Genomic DNA, 21509 nt, shown 5'->3' on the forward strand with positions numbered 1-21509 from the left:
CTTTTGTATGAGCTTACAGCCGGACGCCGGGGACAGGTCAAGTCTTTTATTCAGATAGGACTGATTTTTGAGTAGGACACTTCTTCTTTATCCGAGATCTTTAAGCTGTTTCCAGCTGATCAGCTTCAGTACGACGCCCGCGCTGAACTGCAGAGCGATCAAAACCCACAGTCCAACTGGCATGGCTTTCTGTGCATAGGCGATCATCATCAGATAGAGCGCAGTCAGAATAAGCAGCAGGTGGGCAAACGTTGTGCGCAGAATAATTTGTTTCCTCAGCTGCGGTTGGATTTTTTCCTGCAGCTGTAGCTGCCGCTGCAGCAGCTGCATCCGAATTGCGTAACCGGAGGCGCTCATCATCGTCATCACAAAGAAAACCAGTCCAATCACATAGATCAGGGCGATGCCCTTGCCCTTTAACCCTGAAATCAATAGTCCGATTAACAACAGACCTAAAATCACGCTGATGTTTTTGAACTGGCGTTTTATCGGGGCATAGGAGGCCAGTTTCGTAGCCGCATCCGTATGAACCGGCGGCTGCTTTTCAGTTGTCCAGAACAACGCGATCGGACTTTGACAGAAGGCCAGATGCCAGCCGGCTTCCTCCATCCATTGCAGGTATTCCTGCTGCTCTGCCTGATCCGCAGGCAGATAATCGAACTCATACTGGCGAAACTGCGGTTCGCCCTGCACCAACACCCAGCACAAACCACTCAGCGCTATTTTTTCAAACAGCCAGCCTTCCTGAGCCAGCTTTTCCAGCCGTAGTTTCTCCTGTTCTTCCTCAAACGCTAGTCCCTGTGCTATGATCCATTTCTTTTTCATTCGTTATATTCCTTTCTCCTGCATTATTCTGCGGGCAACTTCAACAATGGTTTCCCGCCGCTTCAGCTCATGCCGCAGCAGCGTCCGGCCTTTCTCAGTCAAGGTGTAACGCTTTTTGCCTTCTTCCAGCAGTGTCTGCGATATCAGTTCATTGGCGCACATCTTTTTGAGCAGCGTATACAATGTTCCCGGTCCGATGATTCCCTGAATTCCGGTCATCTGTTCAATGTTCTTCATGATGGCATAGCCATGCAGCGGCTCAATCAAGGCTAACAGAATGTAAAATGCAGCGTCTGTCAGCTGTTCTGTTTCAAACGTATCTTGCTTCGGCATACTTTTTCCTCTCAGTCTATAATGGATATATCCATTTATGATATATCTATTATAGATATATCAATCTATTCTGTCAATTCCTTTTCCAAACATTTTCTATTCTTTTGCTTTTGCAGTATCCATTCTGACTTCCTAGAAGAGTGGAACAAGAAGACTTCCAGCCTTTGAAACAGACACCTAAGAAAAAAACAAAGAAAAAGCCCGCCGATAAGCAGACTTTCTCATCTTAGGCTGAAATCAATCCAGCCTGTCCTACGCTTCTTTTCTGGCAGACAGGAGCTAGCGTGTTCAATCTTGATTCCCGGCAATCCAGCCGTCAAATGTCGCATCCTTAATCTTACCAGGGCGTCTCACATCGCCGATTTTCCAAGTATGCGCAGTCAGACCATAAAAGCTGTCAGCTTCCTGACTTAACGGTGTGACCCCGGTACAGATAATCACAACCGCAGCCGGAATGGTCTGAACGATCCCCTCCTGTTCGATCACGGCGCTGTCCGCTTTTATCTCAAGGCAGCGGGTATTCAGCCGGATTCTTAAATTGTCACAGTGTTTCAGATGTTCATCCAGAGCTAAACCGACAAGCTGATTTTCACTGCGGTGAAGCTGTTCTCCCGGCTCAACCAAGGTCACGGAACATCCGGCTTCACAGTAGGACAATGCCAGTTCACAGCCGACAGCACCGCCGCCCAGAATCAGAACTGATGTTCCTTTCGGCACTTCATGGCAATCTGTCTGTGCAAATGTCCATCCCCGCTCAATGCCAGGAATCGCCGGAATCCTCGGTTTTCCGCCCAGAGCCAAAATCAGATGATCGGGTTTCATCGCCGCGATGCTTTCTCGGGTTGCCTTCGTGTTCAGCATGACAGTTACCGTCGACTTTTCAATCTGGCTGATCAGATAATCACGGTATCGCCTTAGATCCGTTTTATGCGCAGCCTGATCCAGGATCGTCAGAGCCCCACCTAAGCGGGTATTTTGTTCCAGTAAGGTAACGTGATGGCCGCGCTTAGCCGCGGTCAGCGCGGCTTTCATCCCTGCCGGACCCCCACCGATGACGACGACACGCTGAGCCGTTTTAACCGGCCGATCCTCAGACGGTATCCAGCTGTCATTGCGATAATGAGGATTGACAGAGCAGCCATGATCACGCCGATCCGTTGTCCAGTGCATACAGCTGCCGCAGCGCAGACACGGCACAATCTCATCGTCCCGACCCTGCTGCGCTTTGTGGATCCAATCTTCATCGGCCAGAAGCGCCCGGCCCAAAACGACGAGATCAGCATCCCCTTCTTCAAGCACGGAAGCGGCTTCCTGCGGCGTCATGATCGCTCCGACAAGCGCCACGGGAATCGAAAGGGTCTGCTTCACCGAACGGGCCAGCTGACGGTTGACCGCATGCGGTTCCAGTGCCGAGGTGGCCATATGAATGTTGCCCCGCTTGTCCATATCCAATCCCGCTGAGATATTCACCATATCCAGATACGGCTCAGCCTGTTTCAGAAACGTCAAAACTTCATCCAGCTCAATGCCGCCCGGTATCCACTCCTTCGCGCTGATCCGCAGATCCACCGGATAGTCCGGCCCCACAGCTTCACGCACGGCTTTCACAATGGCTAACGGAAACCTCATCCGGTTTTCCAGACTGCCGCCAAATTCATCCTGCCGATGATTCAGAGCCGGCGAGAGAAATTGTGCCGGCAGCCAGCCATGCGCAAAATGAAGCATGACCAGATCGAATCCCAGTTCCTTGGCATCCTTGCAGGTTTTCGCAAAAGCGGCAGCGGTCTGATCCATTTCTGCTTTCGTCATGGCTTTGACGCGGTTACCATACGCGTTGACTCCGGCGCTGGATCCCCACAGCACATCCTGCGACCGGGCTGCGCGGCCTACGCCGCCCATATGCATGACTTCCAATGAAACGGCAGAGCCTCCCTGACGCATAAAGTTCAGCCATTCCCGGGTCTTCTGAACTTGTTCTTTGGAAAAGAGATAACCTGGATCAAACCAAGCGTTGGGCAGATCCACTCCACCGCAGCCCGCAATCAAGATCCCCGCTCCGCAGCGGACACGTTTGACATTTAAGGCTTCATTCATCGGCGCGGAAATAATCCGGTTGGGAAGCATCAGCGAATTGACTTTTAGCGGCTGAAACAGACTAGCAGTATTCATCCTTCCTCACTCCTTTTTAAAGTATATAAGCAGGAAGTATGCCACTTCGATTCAATTTTACCGCTGACTTATTTTTTTTGATAGAAAACAGGAAAATTCGCTGAAGATCGGCTGGATTCTCATTGCGGAACAAGCTTGAGGAAGAAACTCTGAATGATTTCGCACAGCGACGGACTCCTTATTTTTATCACTGTCGAGATTTTTTCGACACTGAATCCCGACCACAATTAAATATCGTTCTCTTGAGCGGCCATAAGAAAACCTGATCTTTCGATCAGGCGTGGGGTTCCGAACGCATCAGTTTATCGAAGATAAAATAAGCCGCAAAATAGAAGGCTGCCAGCATAAAGGAAAACAAGATGGTGAATTTATCAACGTTCGTTAACAATGTCGTCATCAATGTTTTTGGCTGCAGGACATCCCACGTATTCAGCCGCAGAAACCGGCCGATGTACACGCCGTAACCGCATAACAGGCTGATTCCGCTCATCCAGCAGAAATTAAACAATTTATTCTTCCGCCATTTTACGCTCTGATGAATCAGAGAAGTCGAAAATAATCCGTCGACCAGCGCCAGAAAAATTCCGCCGACGATGTAGATCAATCTCACCCATCCGGACAGACTCTGCAGATAAACGCCGTTGCCGCCAATCAGCTGCGAGCCTTCCAGATGAATCAGATCCGTAACCATATAACAGGCATTCGGCAAAAACAACAGCCAGCCTAATGCCAGCGCTAAGGAAATCGGACCCCAGTGTCTGCGCCAGCTAGTTAATAAGTAAGCCGGCGCTGCCAGGACAACCGGCATCACCGCCAGGCCTAGGTTCCAGAACAGCCATCGTAAATTAAGTTGAATCCCCGCTTTCCGCAGACCGAGGCCTGCCAGAATATAAATGAGGTGTACGGCCAGGATCAATCCCAAAAGCATCATATTGCGTTTTTGTCTGCGTTTCATTTTGATCACACTCCTGACATTGAACGTATTATACCCAATTTCTATGTGCTTTTCTTTAAGTTTTTCTTACAGCTTGCTGAAAGGTTGTTCACACAAGCGCTTCCAGCAATCAAATCTATGATATGAAGCGATATCGATAAGAAAAAGAAAAGGATCACGCAGATCCTATTTCAGTTTTTCAAACATTTTCTTGTAGATGCCTTTGAGCTCTTTTTTCTGGCTGTCTGTCATATTGCCCTGACTTGGACTGTAAGATTCAACCGTGCTCAGATGATCGCCGACGATCTTTCCGTTTTTCACAACGAAGACCTGCGGCACAAACAGCGCCGGTTTGCCATCATCACCCGGTTGCAGGAAATCCTTTACCGTATCAATAAACTCATTATAGCTTTCCTCAGTATTGCCGTCATCGGTTCCCATATCAACATAATAGATCGTAAGTCCCAATTCTTTGGCAACCTCATTCATCACCGGAACCGCCTGCGTGCACCAGGCACAGCTCGTATATCCGTAATAGAGAATTCCGCTTCCGCCTTCTTTGTAGATCCGGTTTGCTTCCTTCAGCGTAACCCGCTTGAACTGATGATCCGCAACATTGAAGCCCTGGTATCCGCTCATATCGACGTCAACCATTTTGAGATCCTCCAAATAATGCGCCGGTGTATTATCCTTCTGACTGCAGGCGCTCAGTGCCAACAGACAACAGCCTAACAGAACTAAACCCTTCAGAATGTGATTTTTCATAATCTGCCTCCTTGCATAACAGTATTAGTATAAATCAAAAACCGGTATTTGGCTAGAATTCAATCAATGAATCTTCTTCCAGCCCCTGCGGCGTCAGCCGCACAATTCGCTGAGCCGCCTCGGCGATAAAGCGGCGGTCATGGCTGACTGCGATAAGACAGCCGGGAAAACCGGCCAGCTGGGCACGGATCAAGCCTGCAGACAAAGGTGATAAATTTCGTGTCGGCTCATCCAAAAGCAGCACGTCGTTATGATCGACGACCAGCTTTACCAACAGAATTTTAGCCTTCTGCCCACTGGAAAAAGCTTCCATGGGCTGACGCATCTCCTCCGGGGTAAATTTCAGCGAACCCAAATGATTCTGAATCCGCGTGCGAAACGCCTGATCTTGGCCTTCACTCAGATAGTCAACGGGATTCAGCGATAACGGCAGCCGTTCTTCATAATTCTGCGGCATATACCCCACCCGCAAATCCTTCCGGTCTTTCAGCTGTTCCCAGATTAACCGCAGCAGTGTGGTTTTTCCGCAGCCGTTGGGACCGATGATCGCGATCTTCTGCGGACCGACTATTTGTAAATGGACATCCTGAGCGCACAGATGTGCTCCCGCCCATAACTGCGGCAAATGAAAATCCAGGATTTGTTTGCGGGAATTGGCGATTCTGACTTCGGGATCAAAAAACAATTCAATTTGTTCTTCCCCTTCAAACTTATGGGTCAGTGGCTTCTCCTCCAGCCGCTCTCCTAACGCTTTGACCGAATGCATTTTCCGCTTGAGCATCTTGGCGGCATGAGGCTGTTGGCGGGACACGGAATTGAGGGCATGATCAACACTTTGATATAAGCGCCGATAACGTTCCATTTGTTGGGCATGTTCCTGATGTTCTTTCACAGACAGCTGGTTCTGCCGATTCGCCAAAGCCTCACGCTGCAGAACATAATCCCGGTAACCTAAATGCACAAATGTATGCCGGGCCTGAGTCTTGCGGACGATCTGTTCCAGATGCAGAATCCCGTTAGCGCAATGTTCAAGCAATGTTTCATCATGGGAAACAAATAAAATCGCTGCCCTGCTTTCCAGAATAAACTGTTCCAAGACATCCAGAGTTTCCAAATCGAGATCGTTGGTCGGCTCATCCATCAGAATCAGATCCGGTTCTTTGAGCCGCAGCTTGGCCAGCTGCAGCTTCACTTTTTCCCCACCGCTCAGCTGTTCCATTTTTCTCTCCAACAAAGCCGCGTCGGCGCCCACTTTTTCCAGTTCCAAATACAGTTCACCGATTTTTTCATAATCCGGAATTTCTGAAGGTGTTTCACGCATACAAAAATCCAGACCTGAGCTTTCATACCACCGAACGTCCAATGCCTGCGGCAGATAGCCGATCACGGCTTGGCGGCAGTCAATATGACCTTCCATTACGGTATATTCTGAAATCAAGTCTGGATTCCATATTGCTTTAAACAACGTGCTTTTGCCGTTTCCCTCTTCGCCGATCACCGCAATTTTATCGCCTGCAGTACAGGTAAAGCTTAAATGATCGATTAAAATTCTATCTTTGAGGGTCTTAATTGTAAGTTGATTTACAGTTAACATCCGCACCACCTCCTTAGGAAGCGGTTGCCGGCTTAAAAAGAGAACGACAAAAAACAAGATTTCAGAAATTCAATTTTCTTCGTCTTATTTTCTGTACATCCTCTCACCTCGCATCATCTTGAACTATGATATCAAGCTCATTGGTTTTCGTCAATCTTTGTTACAACAATTTCGTCAAAAAGGCTTTCGATTTTCTCACGCGTTGCCATGCCTTTGGAAAATGCCGTCGCAATTCCGCAGCAGTTCGCATACTTAAACGTCGTAATGAGATCGCGGGAACGCAGATAGTTCATAACAAATCCGGCGATCATACTGTCAGCCGCGCCGACGGAATTGACCACTTCGGCATCAATTGAATTGGCATGATAGACGCCGTCCTGATTGATCAGCAGCGAACCATCTTTGCCCATCATTAAGATCACATTCTCCGCCCCCAGTTCTGCACAGCGGCGGCCCGCATGAATCAGCTGGCTTTGATCGGCAATGACTTCGTCAAACATCGTTTCAAGATCTTCAATATTCGGCCGAACCAGAAACGGCTTGTATTTCAGAAGGCGAAGCAGCAGTTCATGATTGACATCGAGAACAAATTTCACTTCATTCTCAATGCACAGCTGAATCATTTTTTCAGTCAGATCAACGAGATTATCCGGGCAGTTGCCGGACAGCACAAAAATATCGCTGCGGTTCAGCCGTTCCACCCGCCTTAACATCATCCGCATATCTTCTTCGGTAATGCTCGGCCCTTTGGCATTCAGCTCGGTTTCCAGCAATTCGCCCTTTACTTTCACATTAATCCGGGTGTGCCCCTCAATGAAAGTAAACACGGGTTCGATATACTCATATTTCTGAAGCAGACTGATAAAGAAATCTTTGGTGAAACCGCCGACAAATCCCAAAGCCCGAGAAGGAATCATCAAATTGTTAAGTACGATCGAAACATTAATGCCCTTTCCCCCTGCTTCATAGTATTCCAGCGAACTGCGGTTCGTCTTGCCTAATTCTACCTTGTCAAACTCCATATAGTAGTCCAGCGATGGATTCAGCGTACATGTATAAATCATAAAAAAGCCCCTTTCTCTTAAGTTTATTTTAGCACAATCTGAATTGGGAAATTGCAGATTTCCATCAGAAATCCCACGAAAATTTGAATTTATGCGGGAGTTTGGATTTTGACATAAGAAAAGAGTTCCGCCAGGGAATGCGAAACTCTTGACTGTCACAATCCAGCCGCAGGGATTCGGCAGATTGTGTGAGAACAGCCGCTCAGGGATTAGCGCCTGTTCTAAATTATTTTTTAAATTAAGAAGAGGAAAAATATTTAAAGCGTTTCTAAATTCTGCGATCCTCCTTTCTGATTCTCAGTATAGAAAATAGATGTGGTGACAAAATGGCGTTTTTGTGAAGAAATGATGAATTTATCAATTCACTTTCTTTCCATTTATGAAAATCTTGTCGTGAGTTAGGTTGTTTTCATCAACAGCATGTTTCTACATTCCCTTGATCAAGATCCGCTGCATAACGGAGACCTTAGTTTCCTCCTTCATCAGCGAATCGGACACTGAATTAAAACCGATTTATAACGCAGTCCAGCAAAAAAAAATCCTGTCCAAGGGGAGAGAACAGGATTCTTCCAAAGACAGGAGGGGAAGCCTGTCCTTGATCATTATTTTTATTGAATTAAGAAGAGGGGAAAATATTTATGTTAAGGGAATTTCTACTTTATGCTTGGTCGTAAATCCGTACTTGGATGCCTCCTTTCCTGTATGTTTGTATTATAAGCAAACATTATGGGAAGAGTATCGCAGGGACGTGAAGGTTCCGTGAATTTCCTGAAGAATTTCTTAAGGGATCAGTGCCCCAACCAAAGCTGAATTTTTTCCAGGCAGCGATCCAGGATGACATCATTCCAGATTCCGGCACCGCCATGATCGGCATTTTTGACTTTAATCCAATCTACCTCATGGTTTTCTTTCAGCAGCGCTTCGACCAGCTCAATACTCTGAGCCATCGGTACACTGCGGTCTTTATCCCCATGAACAATCAGAAACGGCGGCAGCGGTGCCTTGCCGATATAGGTTGTAACCGAAGCCTGCCGAGCCCGCTGCGGATTCTCCTGAACGACCACCCCGCCTAATAGCTGACCGGTAATCGACTGTGCTCCGGCATGATCCTTCGCCGACAGCTGATCCGCCATGCTGAGCAAATTGACAGGTCCGTAAAAGTCAATGACTCCCTTCACAGCCGGTAAAAAAGCGTCGCTGTTTTCCAACTTCCATGCCCCAGCAGCTTCACTGACCGCGGTTAATGCAGCCAAATGTCCGCCGGAGGAACCACCCCACAAAATCAATTGATCCGGATCACCATGAACTTCCGAAGCATGGGCACGGACATACTGGATCGCCCGCTTGACATCGAGCAGCTGCGCCGGGAATGGCTCACATTCACTGCCCCGATATTCAATCATCGCCACAATAAATCCATGCGCCGCCACCTTGCCCAGGCTGCAAATATTAGATTCTACATTCTGCCACCGCCAGCCTGAACCTTGGATGAAGAAAAGAATTGGAAAACTTTCAGATTCAATCATTTCCTCAGCGACAAAGGAAGGCTGCAAAAAACGGATATGCAGTCCTCGATCAGCCGTTCGGGCATATTCCCGCAGCGGCAAGGCATGTACACTTCGCTGACGTGGATCAATTTCAATTTCCGTTCCATGAGGTGCCGTTAAGTCACTGGCTGGGAATTCTTCATAAGTATAGGATTTAGCTTCCATGGTCCTGAACATGACGGATCTTATATCGTTTAGTTTCTGATCCATCGTTTCTCCTTTGCTTTATTATACCGCGATCTTCCCACAAGGGAAAAGAAAACCCGCCAGGGGAAGGCAGGTTCTCTTCGGCAATCAAGGAGGGGAGCCTTGGTCGCCTGATAATTATTAAGGTTGAGAGGGGAAAAACATCTTGTCCTGAAGGGATTTTCTGTTTGGTCTTATCCTTTGGACAATTGTATTATAAGAAAACATTATGGGAAAAATATGTCATTGAAATGTGAACTTCAACAAATTTTAAAAAATCATCTTAAATCTGAAAATAACTGCCTTCAATGAATCAGTGAGCTCCCTTCTTTGGCCTACCTCGCCTCCCTGCCGCAATGGACATCCGCATTGAACAGCCAGAAAAAAACCGCAAGAGGGAAAGTTGCGGTTTCTCATGGGAGAAAGGAATCGGGGGATTTCCTTTCGTACTTATTATGAACAGAGAAGATCAATTTTAAATTAATAAAGAAAGGAAAATTTTAGAAATGAAGAAATGTCTTACGATCTTCTCTGTTTACATGATTAGTATATCCAAATTCTGTGTGCTGTTCATGGAAGCATCGTGAACTTTTTGTGAAATATCATGAGACAGATGTTTTGTGCGAATTACGAACAGATACAGGATCAGAGTTTATCAACTCCATAGTGAATTAAATAAATCTCCTGCAGCTAATTCGGATGGATCTACATTCATTCCTAAAAATAAACAACTCCTGTGGGGGGGAACAGAAGTTGTTTTGTAAGACACATTTTTAGAAGAGGGAAATTTTAAATTATGATTCAGGGATTTTGGAAAGTTGTTTTACTGCAGCTGTACTGCTGGAAAATTGTACACCTCCTTTCTTGATGATGTTATTATAGGAAATCGTCTTGAACATCACGTGCCTTTTTCGTGAAAAGTCCGTGAGGAATCATTAAGGAAAGCGAACGGAAATCCGACCTTTTCGTAAGAAATTTGCGATCGCAAAAAAAAACTGCACCGGGGAAAGTGCAGCTTCTTTCACCCTTGAAATCAGGGGAGGGATTTCACAGAGCTAAGGTTATTATTTTTAAGAGAAGAGGGAAAACTTATTTTATTTCTATTTTAAGAAGAGGAAAATATAATTACTTCAATGCTGAGCTTGGATGCCTCCTTTCTTGTTACTTGTATTATAGGAAAAAATTATGGGATAAGAATGGTTTTTCCGTGATCGTTCCGTGATGATTCATTACAACTTTTTAACAAATTTCTGTGAAAATTCTAAAGTTGGCCGATTCCCTTTTTTGATTCTTTTGACCTCTTCATTAAATAATCTCGATTTGTTGTAATCAAGTCGTGTATGTTTCAGTATTTAATTACATCTACCCAGATCATACCACCATCAAGTTTGAGTTCTTTTAAGATCAACTGTCTTAAATTTTCAGCCAGCAGAGCATGATCTTCCCGCTCAAGATTATTCAAGCGATTGTTTATGATCCGGTCTACCTTTTCTATTAAATCAGAGACCTGCTGAAGCTGCTGCGTATTTTCTTCCTGATCATAAAATTTGTAATAAGCTTGTGCCGCTATTCTTGCTTCATCATTTTTACAAATTGAACTAATTGGCTGATAGAAGCCAATGCCAAATCCATAAATCTTAAATCCATCTGCCGTAGTCAATATATAACTGGGTCCTTCCTCAATTTTTATAAGTTCCATGATTTCTTTATAACTCTTGGTTTGCAGTTCTTCCCATGTCAAATCCAACGATATATCAATGGCAGGCTGATTTTCATCAATTCTGACTGCGTCTATGGAAATTTGCCTAACACTAAATAATGTGTCTTCAGTCAACTCTGCGAATAATTGTTTTATAAAACTTAAGCTTGCCTCTCGATCATTTTTATAAAGAAAAGCCTGAAGCTGTTCATCGGAAAGTTCATTAAAATAGTTGTTGATTTCCTCATTGAATATTGAATGCAATTGACTGCATTGCTCAAAAGTAATTCGGTCATTATCTCCATCCAGAATATAGGCAATCGTAATTATACGATTTTGATTAATATTGGAATCCCAAATCTTAGATGAAATTGTAGAAACTTGAGGTAAAACAATCTGCTGAATCATATTAGGATAAGCCATAAGGCTGTCTAAAGCAAATCCTTCAGCTCGGATTACTTCAACTTGTTTTTTCATTTTTTCCCGGAATTGATTCAAGGTTAAGTTTTTATTTTCAGAAATAAACATTTCTTCAAATTCCGATTGTTTTTGATAGCCTTTCAGCGTATTCACATTTACATAGATCATTTGATTTTCAGCTCTTGCATTAGCCAGAGGTGCAGCCAGAAAATTGCGGATTTCCTTTTCTTTTATCACACAGCCTGTCATCATCACCAGCGCAGCCGCAATCAAGACTTTTTCCCAGTTCAGTTTAAAATAATTCTGATTCATGATTAATGTTAAACGTTCCTGAATTTGCTTCGGCTTTAATCCAAAACCAGTGGACAATAGCGGGAGCTGTCCTTTGCCACGGGCCTGTTTGATCAACAAACTGCCGTACTGATGTCTTTCTTCCAACGAACAGTTTTTGATTACAGCTTCATCGCAGGCTTGTTCACAATATTGATTCAAATGCATTTCCAGCAAATAAACGACGGGATTAAACCAATAGATAACCCGAGTGATCAGACATAACAACCGCACCCAGCAATCGTTTTGACGAATGTGGATTAATTCATGCGTGAGAATTAGTGACAGTTCCTCAGGCTCCCATTTTTGATCGGGTAATATGATTGTTGGACGGATCAGCCCCATAGCGCATGGCGTTGCCGTATGCCGGCAGACCACTAAGCGGAGCTTTCTTTTGAGCTTCAGCTTGATCTGAAGCTGCCGCAGTAATTCCATCGATGACGCCTCTGCTGGTTTTGACCAGCGCTGGATCATTTTCAGGCTCTGATGATTGCCTATCAGATAGATCGCCAATGCGGCCGCAGCTCCGCCTAACCACAGCAAGGTGATGATCTGATTTCCATTCACATTCAAACGTGGTGAACTGAGGCTAAAGGAACTGGCGGCGACAGAAGAGACTGGCGCATCAGACGATTCTATCCAGATTTCTGCAAAAGGCAGCGTCTTTATTGGCTCCGTAACCACCGGAGAAACAGGCAGCTGAATTTGTATTGGAATTAACAAACCCAGAAGCAAAATAATACAAATCCAATAAGCCGTGCGAGAGGATTGCCGAGAGGAACGACGAAGTGCGAACAAAATTATCAGAGTTAACAAGGAATGCGGCAGACAATGCCGAAATAACAGTTCTGTCAGCCTCATCCATCGGTCTTCCGTTTCGTGTCCAGCCAAGCCTGCATTTGATCTAATTCCTCATCTTTTAACACTTCGCCATCATAAAAAGCATTCATTAGGCTGATCCAGCTGCGCTGAGAATAGCGCTGACGGAAATCCTGACTTTCAAATTGAAGATATTCATCTTCTGTGATCAATGGATAATACGTTCTTTCCTTACCCTTTTTCTCAGTAGACAAATAACCGCGCTCAACCAGTCGGGATAGTAAAGAAGACAGTGTCGGAACCTTCCATTCCTTTGTTTGTCTAAGCTCTTCCATCAGCATGGAGCTTGTCAGCGGCGGTTCTTTTTCCCAAACAACTTTCATGATCTCAAATTCTGCTTCGGGGAGTTTGCGCAGTAATTTCATTATATCCCTTCTTTCTATCCATATTTTACATTTGTCTAAAATCATTGTCAACATCATTTTAGGCGTTTGCCTAAAATGATGGAATCCGGATGTCAAGATTGTATATAGGATCATCTTGAGAACAGAAAAAAACTGCACCGGGGAAAGTGCAGCTTCTTTCACCCTTGAAATCAGGGGAGGGATTTCACAGGGTTAAGGTTATTATTTTTAAGAGAAGAGGGAAAACTTATTTTATTTCTATTTTAAGAAGAGGAAAATATAATTACTTCAATGCTGAGCTTGGATGCCTCCTTTCTTGTTACTTGTATTATAGGAAAAAATTATGGGATAAGAATGGTTTTTCCGTGATCGTTCCGTGATGATTCATTACAACTTTTTAACAAATTTCTGTGGAAATTCTAAAGAACGCTCAGATTCAGAAAAACATCAAAGACAAATCGCTAAAAACAAGAAAAACGCTCCCCTTTTTCAGGAAAGCGTCATTCTGTGTCATCTTGAAGATAGAATAAATTACTGCGGCTGCTTGCCGATGTAAGCCAGGATACCGCCGTCAACATACAAGATATGACCGTTGACGAAATCCGAAGCATCCGAAGCCAGGAAGACAGCAGGTCCCATCAGATCTTCCGGCTTGCCCCAACGTGCAGCCGGTGTTTTCGAGATGATGAAGCTGTTGAACGGATGGCCGTCAACGCGCAGCGGAGCTGTCTGCGGTGTTTCAATGTAGCCCGGGCCGATGCCGTTGCACTGGATGTTGTATTCGCCGTATTCCGAAGCGATGTTCTTCGTCAGCATTTTTAAGCCGCCCTTCGCTGCAGCATATGCAGAAACCGTTTCGCGGCCCAGCTCGCTCATCATCGAACAGATGTTGATGATCTTGCCATGACCTTTCTTAATCATTCCCGGAATGACTGCTTTTGATACGATGAACGGACCGTTTAAATCAATGTCGATGACCTTGCGGAAATCCGCAGCCGCCATTTCCAGCATTGGAACACGCTTGATAATACCGGCATTGTTGACCAGAATGTCAATGATGCCGACTTCTGCTTCAATCTTCTTAACCAGCTCATTGACAGCCGCTTCATCGGTAACGTCGCAGACATAGCCATGAGCGGTGATGCCTTCTTCCTGATAAGCAGCCAGGCCCTTGTCTACTAATTCCTGATTGATATCGTTAAAGACGATTGTTGCGCCGGCAGCCGCAAAGCCGCGGGCGATATTGAAGCCGATGCCGTAAGAAGCGCCGGTGATCAGAGCAACCTTGCCCTGCAGAGAAAAACTGTTCATAAAATTTTCCATATTTTTATTCCTCCTGTTTTTTCGTTGACTTATTTTTTTGATCTTCTGAATCAGCGCAGCTGCGTTGTTTCGATGTTGTCCATATCATCAAAAGCCTTGTTTTCGCCGCCCATAGCCCAGATGAATGCATAGTTGCTTGTACCGCAGCCGCTGTGGATACTCCAGGACGGAGAAATGACTGCCTGTTCGTTCTGCATGACGATATGCCGGGTTTCCTTGCCTTCGCCCATCATGTGGAAGACGACATTTTCCTGCGGAATATCGAAATAGAAATAAACTTCCATCCGGCGCTCATGCGTATGTGCCGGCATTGTGTTCCAAACACTGCCTTCTTCCAGACGAGTCAGACCCATCGACAGCTGGCAGGTTTCCAGCACATCCGGATGAATAAACTGATTAATTGTTCTGGCATTGGAAGTTTTCAGATCGCCCATCGGACGTTTGTTTGCATCCTGGATTGAAATGAAGGTTGTCTTGCATGGCTTATGCGCCGGGGCGCTGACCATATAGAATTTGGCCGGATGAGCGGCATCATCACTGGCAAAAGTGACCTCTTTTGTTCCCATCGTGATATACAGGCAGTCTTCATGCCCCATTTTGTATGTGACGCCGTCGGCTGTGATTGTGCCTGGTTCACCGATGTTGAAGATTCCGATTTCCCGGCGTTCCAGGAAATAATGCGTGCCGAAGTTTTTCCAGCAGTCAATGCCCTTATCAATCGAAACTGTTTCATTGACCGGCATGCAGCCCAAGGTTACCATCCGATCAACATGCGAATAAACCGCCGTGACTTCATCGGCTGCAAACAGATCCGTAATCAGAAACTCATCCCGAATTTCATCCGTGGTATAACGCTTGAAGTCCCGCTGGTTAGCAGAATAACGAATATCCATTGTTACGTCCTCCTTTTTCTTTCTGTCCCTATCATAACGCATTTTCTTCAACTTGTATACAAGTTTCTTCTATTTTTTCTCATCTTTTTCATATCGGGCTAAAACATCCCTGAAAATCATCTTGATTTCATCCCGGACTTCAGCTGGTTCCAGAATTTCCAAATACTTCGCATACTGCATTGCCAGATAAATAATCCCTTCCCGGCTGCCTTTCACCCGCGTGATAAAGTGTTGCTCATCTTTTATGACAATGCTGATTTCCTTGCCAAACTGATCAACAATATCGTCTAAGATGCGCTTATGGCACAGCAGCATGAAATCCAGAACTTCCCCGCCGAACATGTGGATTTTAGTTTTGGCATATTCATACGGATCATCGATCTGTTCCAACCGCATTTCATATCGTTCGCCTTTTTGGATATTCCGGATTTTATCCACACGGTAGTGACTGAGATTCTGATATTTTTCATGACGTGCAACCAAATAAGTTTTCTCATTCTCATAAACCAGATAAACCGGCTGTACGACATACGGATGATCACGGCGGGGTACTAACTGCAGTTTCTCATTATACTGAACATAATCAAAGGTAACCGTACGTTTTTCCTCAATCGCTTCCAATAAAATCTGCAGGCTTAAAAAGAAATCTTGATTGTCTTTTTTGCGCAGATTATCAACATAAATTCTTTGATGATATTTCTGCCCAACATATTTACTCTGCGTCATCAGAAGTTTTTTAATCAAAGCATTGGAATGATAGCGCGGAATAAAATTTGATGCATGAACGGCAGAACACAAAAGCATAATTTCTGATTCTTCAAAATCGCGTTCATTCAGATAATATCCCTGACCGTTTTCCTGATAGGTACTGATATCATAACCAAAATCAACTAACATTTGAATGTTGGCATACAGTGTCCGTCGATCAATCGTGCATTGATCCTGCCGTGACATTTTCTCCAAAATCGCTGAGGCACTTAAGGGATGCTGCGCGTCGCTTTCTGTCTTTAATATTTGTAAAAGACTCAGGATGCTTACTTTTTTATCTGCCATATTGTTCACCTCTGATTCCATTATAAAGGTGTCAGTTTTTTTGTACATCCTAATCGCTATAATTAACTCAAAACAAGGAGGGATTTCCATGATTCAGTTCATTTTTGCCGCTGCTGTCAGGATGAAATCCGGACAATCGGTCTTAAGCTTGGATAACAGACAAATAAAATCAACGAGGTCAGATAGAAATGTCTTTGGAATCAAAGCGAACTAGAATGAAATCCGGATTTCTCTTTATTTGTACTGTTATCCGAAGCTTATTTCACAACCACTCATCATTCAGAAAAAAAGCTGAACTTTCCTCTCAACCTTTGTCCCCAACTCCTCTTGTGCGAACTGGGATAGCAACGCTTCCTTTCCCAGTCAAACCCGGCGATTTAGTGTGGTGTTTGATGCCCTTGAGTGAAAAGGAGCTGAAAACAGTTCCGGAAGGGCATCGAATTAGGCCTTACTGGATCGCACAAGTCAAAAACAATCACGTCATGGGTTTTTATTGTTCTTCCAAACCGATCAAACAATGTGCAGAAAACTCCATTTTTGTGATTCCTGGTGAGGTTACAGGTCTTTGCCGCTCTTATGTAGATTTGCGTCAGCTTCATCCGATTCCGTTTGATTATCTGCTGGAATCAATCTGCTTTATTCCTGAACCAATTCAAAATCAAGCCAACAAATGGATGATTTTGCAGCATCGTAAAGATTCAAAAAGACAAGATCAGATTTTTCCTGTCCCACTGATGCCCTATCCTGGTGATATCCTAAAAAATAAGGGCGTTGTCTTGCGTTGTGATGAGCAATTTTATACTGCTATTAAAATGGCCGCGAATCAAAACCTAACGGGCGGCATTAAAACAAGAAATCAGTATCTTTCCTTAATTCATCAACCCATTCATAGTTATTTCACGGCCAGTTTTAAGGCTGACGAACTTGTCGGTTTGGCTGATTCCAGCACTGTATTCCGATTGGAAAAAAATCATTCGAAGCAGAAAAAACAAGCCAAGGATAAAGAAAAAATGTACCAAATGCAGCCCTCCCGCTTTCGCTGCGGTGAAATATTAAAGGACTTGTATGATCAGGAATATGTTTTTCTCTTTGCCGCCAATTCCCACCATTATGGTTACCCCTTAGATGATTTCATTCCGATCCAGCTGACTTGCCTCAGCAAAAAGCTTTCATCTTCGTTCATGCATTTGCCCTTAGAAGATCTAATGACAGATCTGCAGTCTTTAAGCGAGCATTTGGAAAAAACGCCGTTTACAGCGATTCTGAAGCATCTTCAGAAAAAGCTTTATTCCCAACCTGAGCCATGCCGCTGCCTGCTTCATAGCTGATCTTGATTTGTACTCTAAGGAAAATAATGGGTGTCCGTGATGACAGCATTTCAATAAAGAAAATAGGCTGGTAAATTTTTTGTCCAGGCTGTTTGTTATACTATGCTCATAAATAAGGAGGCATATCTATGAATTACATTACGATTGTTGGAGTCCATCAATTTTTTGGCACCGAAATCTTTAAGGTGGGTCAGACACTTTACGGTATAAAAGAGCCGGATAACGTGTTTGACAGCGAAGCGATCAAGGTTGTGACGGAAAGTGATATTCCCTGCGGCTACATTGCCAACAGCATTCATACCGTGGCAAAGGGCTGCCATTCAGCAGGACGGATTTATGATACCTTTGATGATCGTTGTTCGATGAAGGTTCTGTTTATCGTGAAAGACGTGGTGATTGTCGAGCTTCTGCCCCAAGAATAAGACTTTCCTCGGTCAGTCTGCCACGATTCAACGTTCCTTGCGCAACGCCGATCCTTCCTGCCCAGTGTTTTAAAACAAACGAAAAAGGCAGAGATCCATTGAAGAATTCTGCCTGTTCGATGAAAGAGAGGTTGTCTAATTTTCTTCTTTCAGCGTTTCAATAATATTTTCCCTGCGGATTTTATGCGTAGCATAATTCATCATCGCCATCACCATCAGGATTAAAATTAAGCTTCCGCCTAAAATCATCATCCAAGGCATATCGAAGGAAAACAGGAAACTGCCTGACATCAGATTGTAATGCAGCAGATGAATCAGAACGACGCTGATCGGAATACCGATCACGGCCGCAGCCAGACCGTAGAAGATACTTTCCAGACGGATCATCCGATTGAATTGTTTTTCCGCCATGCCCACCGACCGCAGCATTGCAAATTCTTTCCGCCGCAGTTCCATATTTGTGGAAATCGTATTGATCACATTGACCAGACAGACTAAACAAATCAAGGTGATAAAACCGTAAACAAAGATGGAAACAACGATCAGCAGGGTTTTTTCATCCTTCTGATTCTGAACCGGACTGTAATAGCTGAAGCTGTGCGTCAAATTCTGTTTTCCAATTTCGTCGATCTGCTTCACCATCGCCTCCTGCTGGCCTTTCTTAGCCCGCAGGTACAGCTTGTCATTGTAGGTTCGCGAACCCTCGGCCTCCGTGAGGATGACTTCTAAATCCGAAGCTGGAATCAGAATGGAAAGCTGCCCACTATATTGGATATCCTGGGAATACAAATCCATCTGTGCTGCCAAAGCTAACGGCTTCACGGTCAGGACTTCCCCAGCGTCGCCGATATGCAGGGTGAGTTCATCCGGCAGGGTATTAAAATAAGGAATATCGAAATAACGGCGCTGACCGTTTTCGCTGATTTCTGAGCGGTAACGATTTAATACAATGCCATGCAGCATCTCCTTGGAAGAAGAATGCATCGCTGCGGCTTCAACATGATTTTCAGTCAGAATCTGAGCGTAGGTTTGATCATCCAGTGCAAACAAGATCACAGGATAAGGATCATTGATTGTATCCCAGGCTGAATCCAGCGGCAAGTTTGCAGTGTCTATTACAGCATAGGTGATCGTAATCCGCTGGGCGCTGGCCACTGAATCCAGCTGACGAATCTCTTCAAAGCTGTCTTTCTGTTCAATCAGTGACCGCGATGAATAATCAGTGACCCAGGCATCGGAGAGTTCGTCCTGATAGGTCAGGCCGACGGCCTGAATCATCATCGTTAAGATGGATGATACCGACGTAAACAAGATCAGACTGACCGCCAGCGACAGAATTGTTGACCAGGCCTTACGGCCGCTGCGCTGGATATTTTTTAAAGCCAATTCACCTTCCAGACCGATAACTTTTCGTACGCCTCGGCCTAACCAAAGATGATGGCGCTTAAGCTTGATGTCCTGGGACTGCCGAATTGCCTGAATCGGCGTCATTCGGGCTGCTCTTAAAGCTGGCAGCCAACAGGACAATAAAATCATGACTACGGAGCAAACGACGGTTAATCCCACAGCAGACAAGGAAATCACCGGTTCCAGCGGAACGTCCGCTGAGATAAAATTCATCGACTGCAGCATCGGATTGACAATTTTTAACGTCACGGCCATTCCGCACCAGCCCGCAAAAAGTCCAATTGGAACTGCAATCAGGGCAATCATGAGACCTTCCTGAACGACGCACCAAAATTTCTGCCGGGCTGTCGCACCGATGCTGGCCAATAGCCCAAACTGCCGGCTGCGTTCTGCCAATGAGATCGCAAAGGCGTTGTAAATCAGAAAGATTGATCCTGTAAGGATAATGATTAAGGTCAAAGTAGCAGCTGAGGCGACCATGAAAAAGTAGGTATTATCCCAGAAGGGACCACTGAACCGCAGCACATTTTCATTCACAGCGAAATTCGGATACAGCTTGGATTCCAGCTGCGGAAAATTCTTCTGCGGTGCCTGACTGGCGTTTTTAAACTTCAAATAAAAAACGGGATTTTCTAATGTTGTAGTCTCCGCTTGCTTTGTGAAGGCCGTATAGCCCGGCGCCCATCGGTATTCCAGCTCAGACCGTTTCATCACGCCGACGACTGTATAGCTGCGTTCCGTTATTTTTACGATCATTTCCGGTTGTTCAGGATCAAAGGGATTACTTTGATTCAGCGGATGATCCGGGTCTTCACTCAGGATTCGTTCCCCCAGCTGCAGTGTCACAGTCTGACCCAGCTGAAATTCCACGCCGCCGTTATAGCCGACATGTTCCGAAATTAAAAGTTCGTTTTCATTTTCCGGCAGCCGCCCGGTGATCAGCTGAATTCCCAAGTTTGCAAAGCCTTCGTCATCCAAGGCTCTCACAAACCAATAAGGCTTGAATTCATTCTGCCCTCCGGCTAATTCTGCATAACCCAAATCATCAGCCGAAAACAGCTCAGCCACCCGATTATCCGTCTTAATCAGCTCGATTTCCTGCGGACTCAGCTCACTGTATGCCAGCTCCCAATCGCCGGTTTCAAAGATTGCCTTGCGCTTGAGATAGTCAAGAAAGGAAGTCGAAAACACGCTGACCGCCGTGATCATGGCGACAGAAATAATAATTCCCATGCAGGTGAACAGCGTTCGGCGGCGATTCACCCGCAGTGTTTGGCGAGTATATCGACGTAAAATATTCATTTTCGCAGCACCTCATCGGAAACGATCTGCCCATCTTCAATCGTGATGATCCGATCTGCCTGCAGTGCGATATTTTCATCATGCGTGATCACAATGCAGGTTTGATTGCGTTGTTTATTGGAAAAGCGCAGCAGCGTCATAATTTCCTGAGTATTGCGGCTGTCCAGATTTCCAGTCGGTTCATCCGCCAGCAGAATCGCGGGATGATGAATCAGCGCACGGCCGATAGATACGCGCTGCTGCTGACCGCCGGATAACTGATTCGGCAGCAGCTGCCGCTGCTTCGTCAATCCCAGCTGCTTGAGCAGTTCATCGACGGTTTCCTTATCGACTTTCCGGCCATCCAGAAGCAAGGGCAGCGTAATGTTTTCCTCCACTGTCAAAACGGGAATCAGATTATAAAACTGATAAATGAGCCCAACCTGACGGCGGCGGAAGACCGCAAGCTTCTCTTCCTTCAATGCTGTGATTTCCGTTCCATCAACGATAATCTGACCTTGGCTGGGACGGTCAACGCCGCCTAAAAGATGCATCAGCGTGGACTTCCCGGAGCCGGAAGGCCCGACAATCGCTACGAACTCCCCCTTATTGACTGTGAAACTGACATGATCCAGAGCTTTGACCTGCAGCGCGCCGCTGCCGTAGATCCGGCTGCAGTCACGGACATTTAAAATTTCCATCGTTGTTTTCCT

At 45.3% G+C, this 21509-nt stretch carries 17 protein-coding genes; 2 read left to right on the forward strand and 15 right to left on the reverse strand.

Translation table 11 applies throughout. The features are described 5' to 3' along the window. Positions 1-87: 87 nt before the first annotated feature. The 13 genes from MCG46_RS13400 to MCG46_RS13460 all read right to left on the reverse strand — a co-directional run bounded on the left by MCG46_RS13400 (position 88) and on the right by MCG46_RS13460 (position 16358). On the reverse strand, positions 88-825 hold the full coding sequence (locus tag MCG46_RS13400; protein ID WP_240280434.1) for a DUF2812 domain-containing protein: 738 nt from the start codon (positions 823-825) through the stop codon (positions 88-90). A 3-nt stretch (positions 826-828) separates the two neighbouring features. Then, a complete protein-coding gene (locus tag MCG46_RS13405) occupies positions 829-1158 on the reverse strand; it encodes a PadR family transcriptional regulator (protein WP_154239071.1) in 330 nt (109 codons plus the stop codon). Between the two features lie 288 nt (positions 1159-1446). Further along, entirely contained in the window at positions 1447-3327 is a 1881-nt protein-coding gene (locus tag MCG46_RS13410) for an FAD-dependent oxidoreductase (RefSeq protein WP_240280435.1), read from the reverse strand. Positions 3328-3601: 274 nt separating this feature from the next. Then, positions 3602-4282 (reverse strand): DUF1361 domain-containing protein, encoded by a 681-nt coding sequence (locus MCG46_RS13415; RefSeq protein WP_240280436.1) that lies wholly within the window; start codon positions 4280-4282, stop codon positions 3602-3604. A gap of 165 nt (positions 4283-4447) precedes the next feature. Continuing rightward, entirely contained in the window at positions 4448-5026 is a 579-nt protein-coding gene (locus tag MCG46_RS13420) for a TlpA family protein disulfide reductase (protein WP_240280437.1), read from the reverse strand. A 52-nt stretch (positions 5027-5078) separates the two neighbouring features. Then, positions 5079-6620, reverse strand: a complete 1542-nt coding sequence (locus tag MCG46_RS13425; RefSeq protein WP_240280438.1) for an ATP-binding cassette domain-containing protein — start codon at positions 6618-6620, stop codon at positions 5079-5081. Between the two features lie 137 nt (positions 6621-6757). Next, the gene (locus tag MCG46_RS13430) at positions 6758-7684 is read right to left on the reverse strand and encodes a 1-phosphofructokinase (RefSeq protein ID WP_020224221.1); all 927 of its coding nucleotides are present in this window, start codon (positions 7682-7684) and stop codon (positions 6758-6760) included. Positions 7685-8472: 788 nt separating this feature from the next. Next, positions 8473-9441, reverse strand: coding sequence for an alpha/beta hydrolase (locus MCG46_RS13435; RefSeq protein WP_240280439.1), 969 nt, complete (start codon positions 9439-9441; stop codon positions 8473-8475). Between the two features lie 1321 nt (positions 9442-10762). Then, the gene (locus MCG46_RS13440) at positions 10763-12727 is read right to left on the reverse strand and encodes a M56 family metallopeptidase (RefSeq protein WP_240280440.1); all 1965 of its coding nucleotides are present in this window, start codon (positions 12725-12727) and stop codon (positions 10763-10765) included. Beyond that, entirely contained in the window at positions 12724-13110 is a 387-nt protein-coding gene (locus MCG46_RS13445; RefSeq protein ID WP_020224224.1) for a BlaI/MecI/CopY family transcriptional regulator, read from the reverse strand. Before MCG46_RS13445 ends, MCG46_RS13440 begins: the two co-directional genes overlap by 4 nt. 510 nt (positions 13111-13620) lie before the next feature. Next, on the reverse strand, positions 13621-14412 hold the full coding sequence (locus MCG46_RS13450) for a gluconate 5-dehydrogenase (RefSeq protein ID WP_240280441.1): 792 nt from the start codon (positions 14410-14412) through the stop codon (positions 13621-13623). 50 nt (positions 14413-14462) lie between these two features. After that, a complete protein-coding gene (gene kduI, locus MCG46_RS13455; protein ID WP_020224226.1) occupies positions 14463-15305 on the reverse strand; it encodes a 5-dehydro-4-deoxy-D-glucuronate isomerase in 843 nt (280 codons plus the stop codon). 69 nt (positions 15306-15374) lie between these two features. After that, on the reverse strand, positions 15375-16358 hold the full coding sequence (locus tag MCG46_RS13460) for a helix-turn-helix transcriptional regulator (RefSeq protein ID WP_240280442.1): 984 nt from the start codon (positions 16356-16358) through the stop codon (positions 15375-15377). A gap of 215 nt (positions 16359-16573) precedes the next feature. Here MCG46_RS13460 and MCG46_RS13465 point away from each other — a divergent pair, with 215 nt between their 5' ends. Together MCG46_RS13465 and MCG46_RS13470 are read left to right on the forward strand one after the other, a co-directional pair. Further along, entirely contained in the window at positions 16574-17686 is a 1113-nt protein-coding gene (locus tag MCG46_RS13465; RefSeq protein ID WP_240280443.1) for a hypothetical protein, read from the forward strand. Between the two features lie 128 nt (positions 17687-17814). Continuing rightward, the gene (locus tag MCG46_RS13470; RefSeq protein WP_240280444.1) at positions 17815-18108 is read left to right on the forward strand and encodes an HIRAN domain-containing protein; all 294 of its coding nucleotides are present in this window, start codon (positions 17815-17817) and stop codon (positions 18106-18108) included. A gap of 135 nt (positions 18109-18243) precedes the next feature. Here MCG46_RS13470 and MCG46_RS13475 read toward each other — a convergent pair whose 3' ends face one another. Both MCG46_RS13475 and MCG46_RS13480 read right to left on the reverse strand, forming a co-directional pair. Continuing rightward, the gene (locus MCG46_RS13475; protein ID WP_240280445.1) at positions 18244-20817 is read right to left on the reverse strand and encodes an ABC transporter permease; all 2574 of its coding nucleotides are present in this window, start codon (positions 20815-20817) and stop codon (positions 18244-18246) included. Next, positions 20814-21497 (reverse strand): ABC transporter ATP-binding protein, encoded by a 684-nt coding sequence (locus MCG46_RS13480; protein ID WP_240280446.1) that lies wholly within the window; start codon positions 21495-21497, stop codon positions 20814-20816. Before MCG46_RS13480 ends, MCG46_RS13475 begins: the two co-directional genes overlap by 4 nt. Positions 21498-21509: the final 12 nt, after the last annotated feature.

It is taken from the genome of Holdemania massiliensis, from assembly GCF_022440805.1.
Classification (GTDB): domain Bacteria; phylum Bacillota_I; class Bacilli_A; order Erysipelotrichales; family Erysipelotrichaceae; genus Holdemania; species Holdemania massiliensis_A.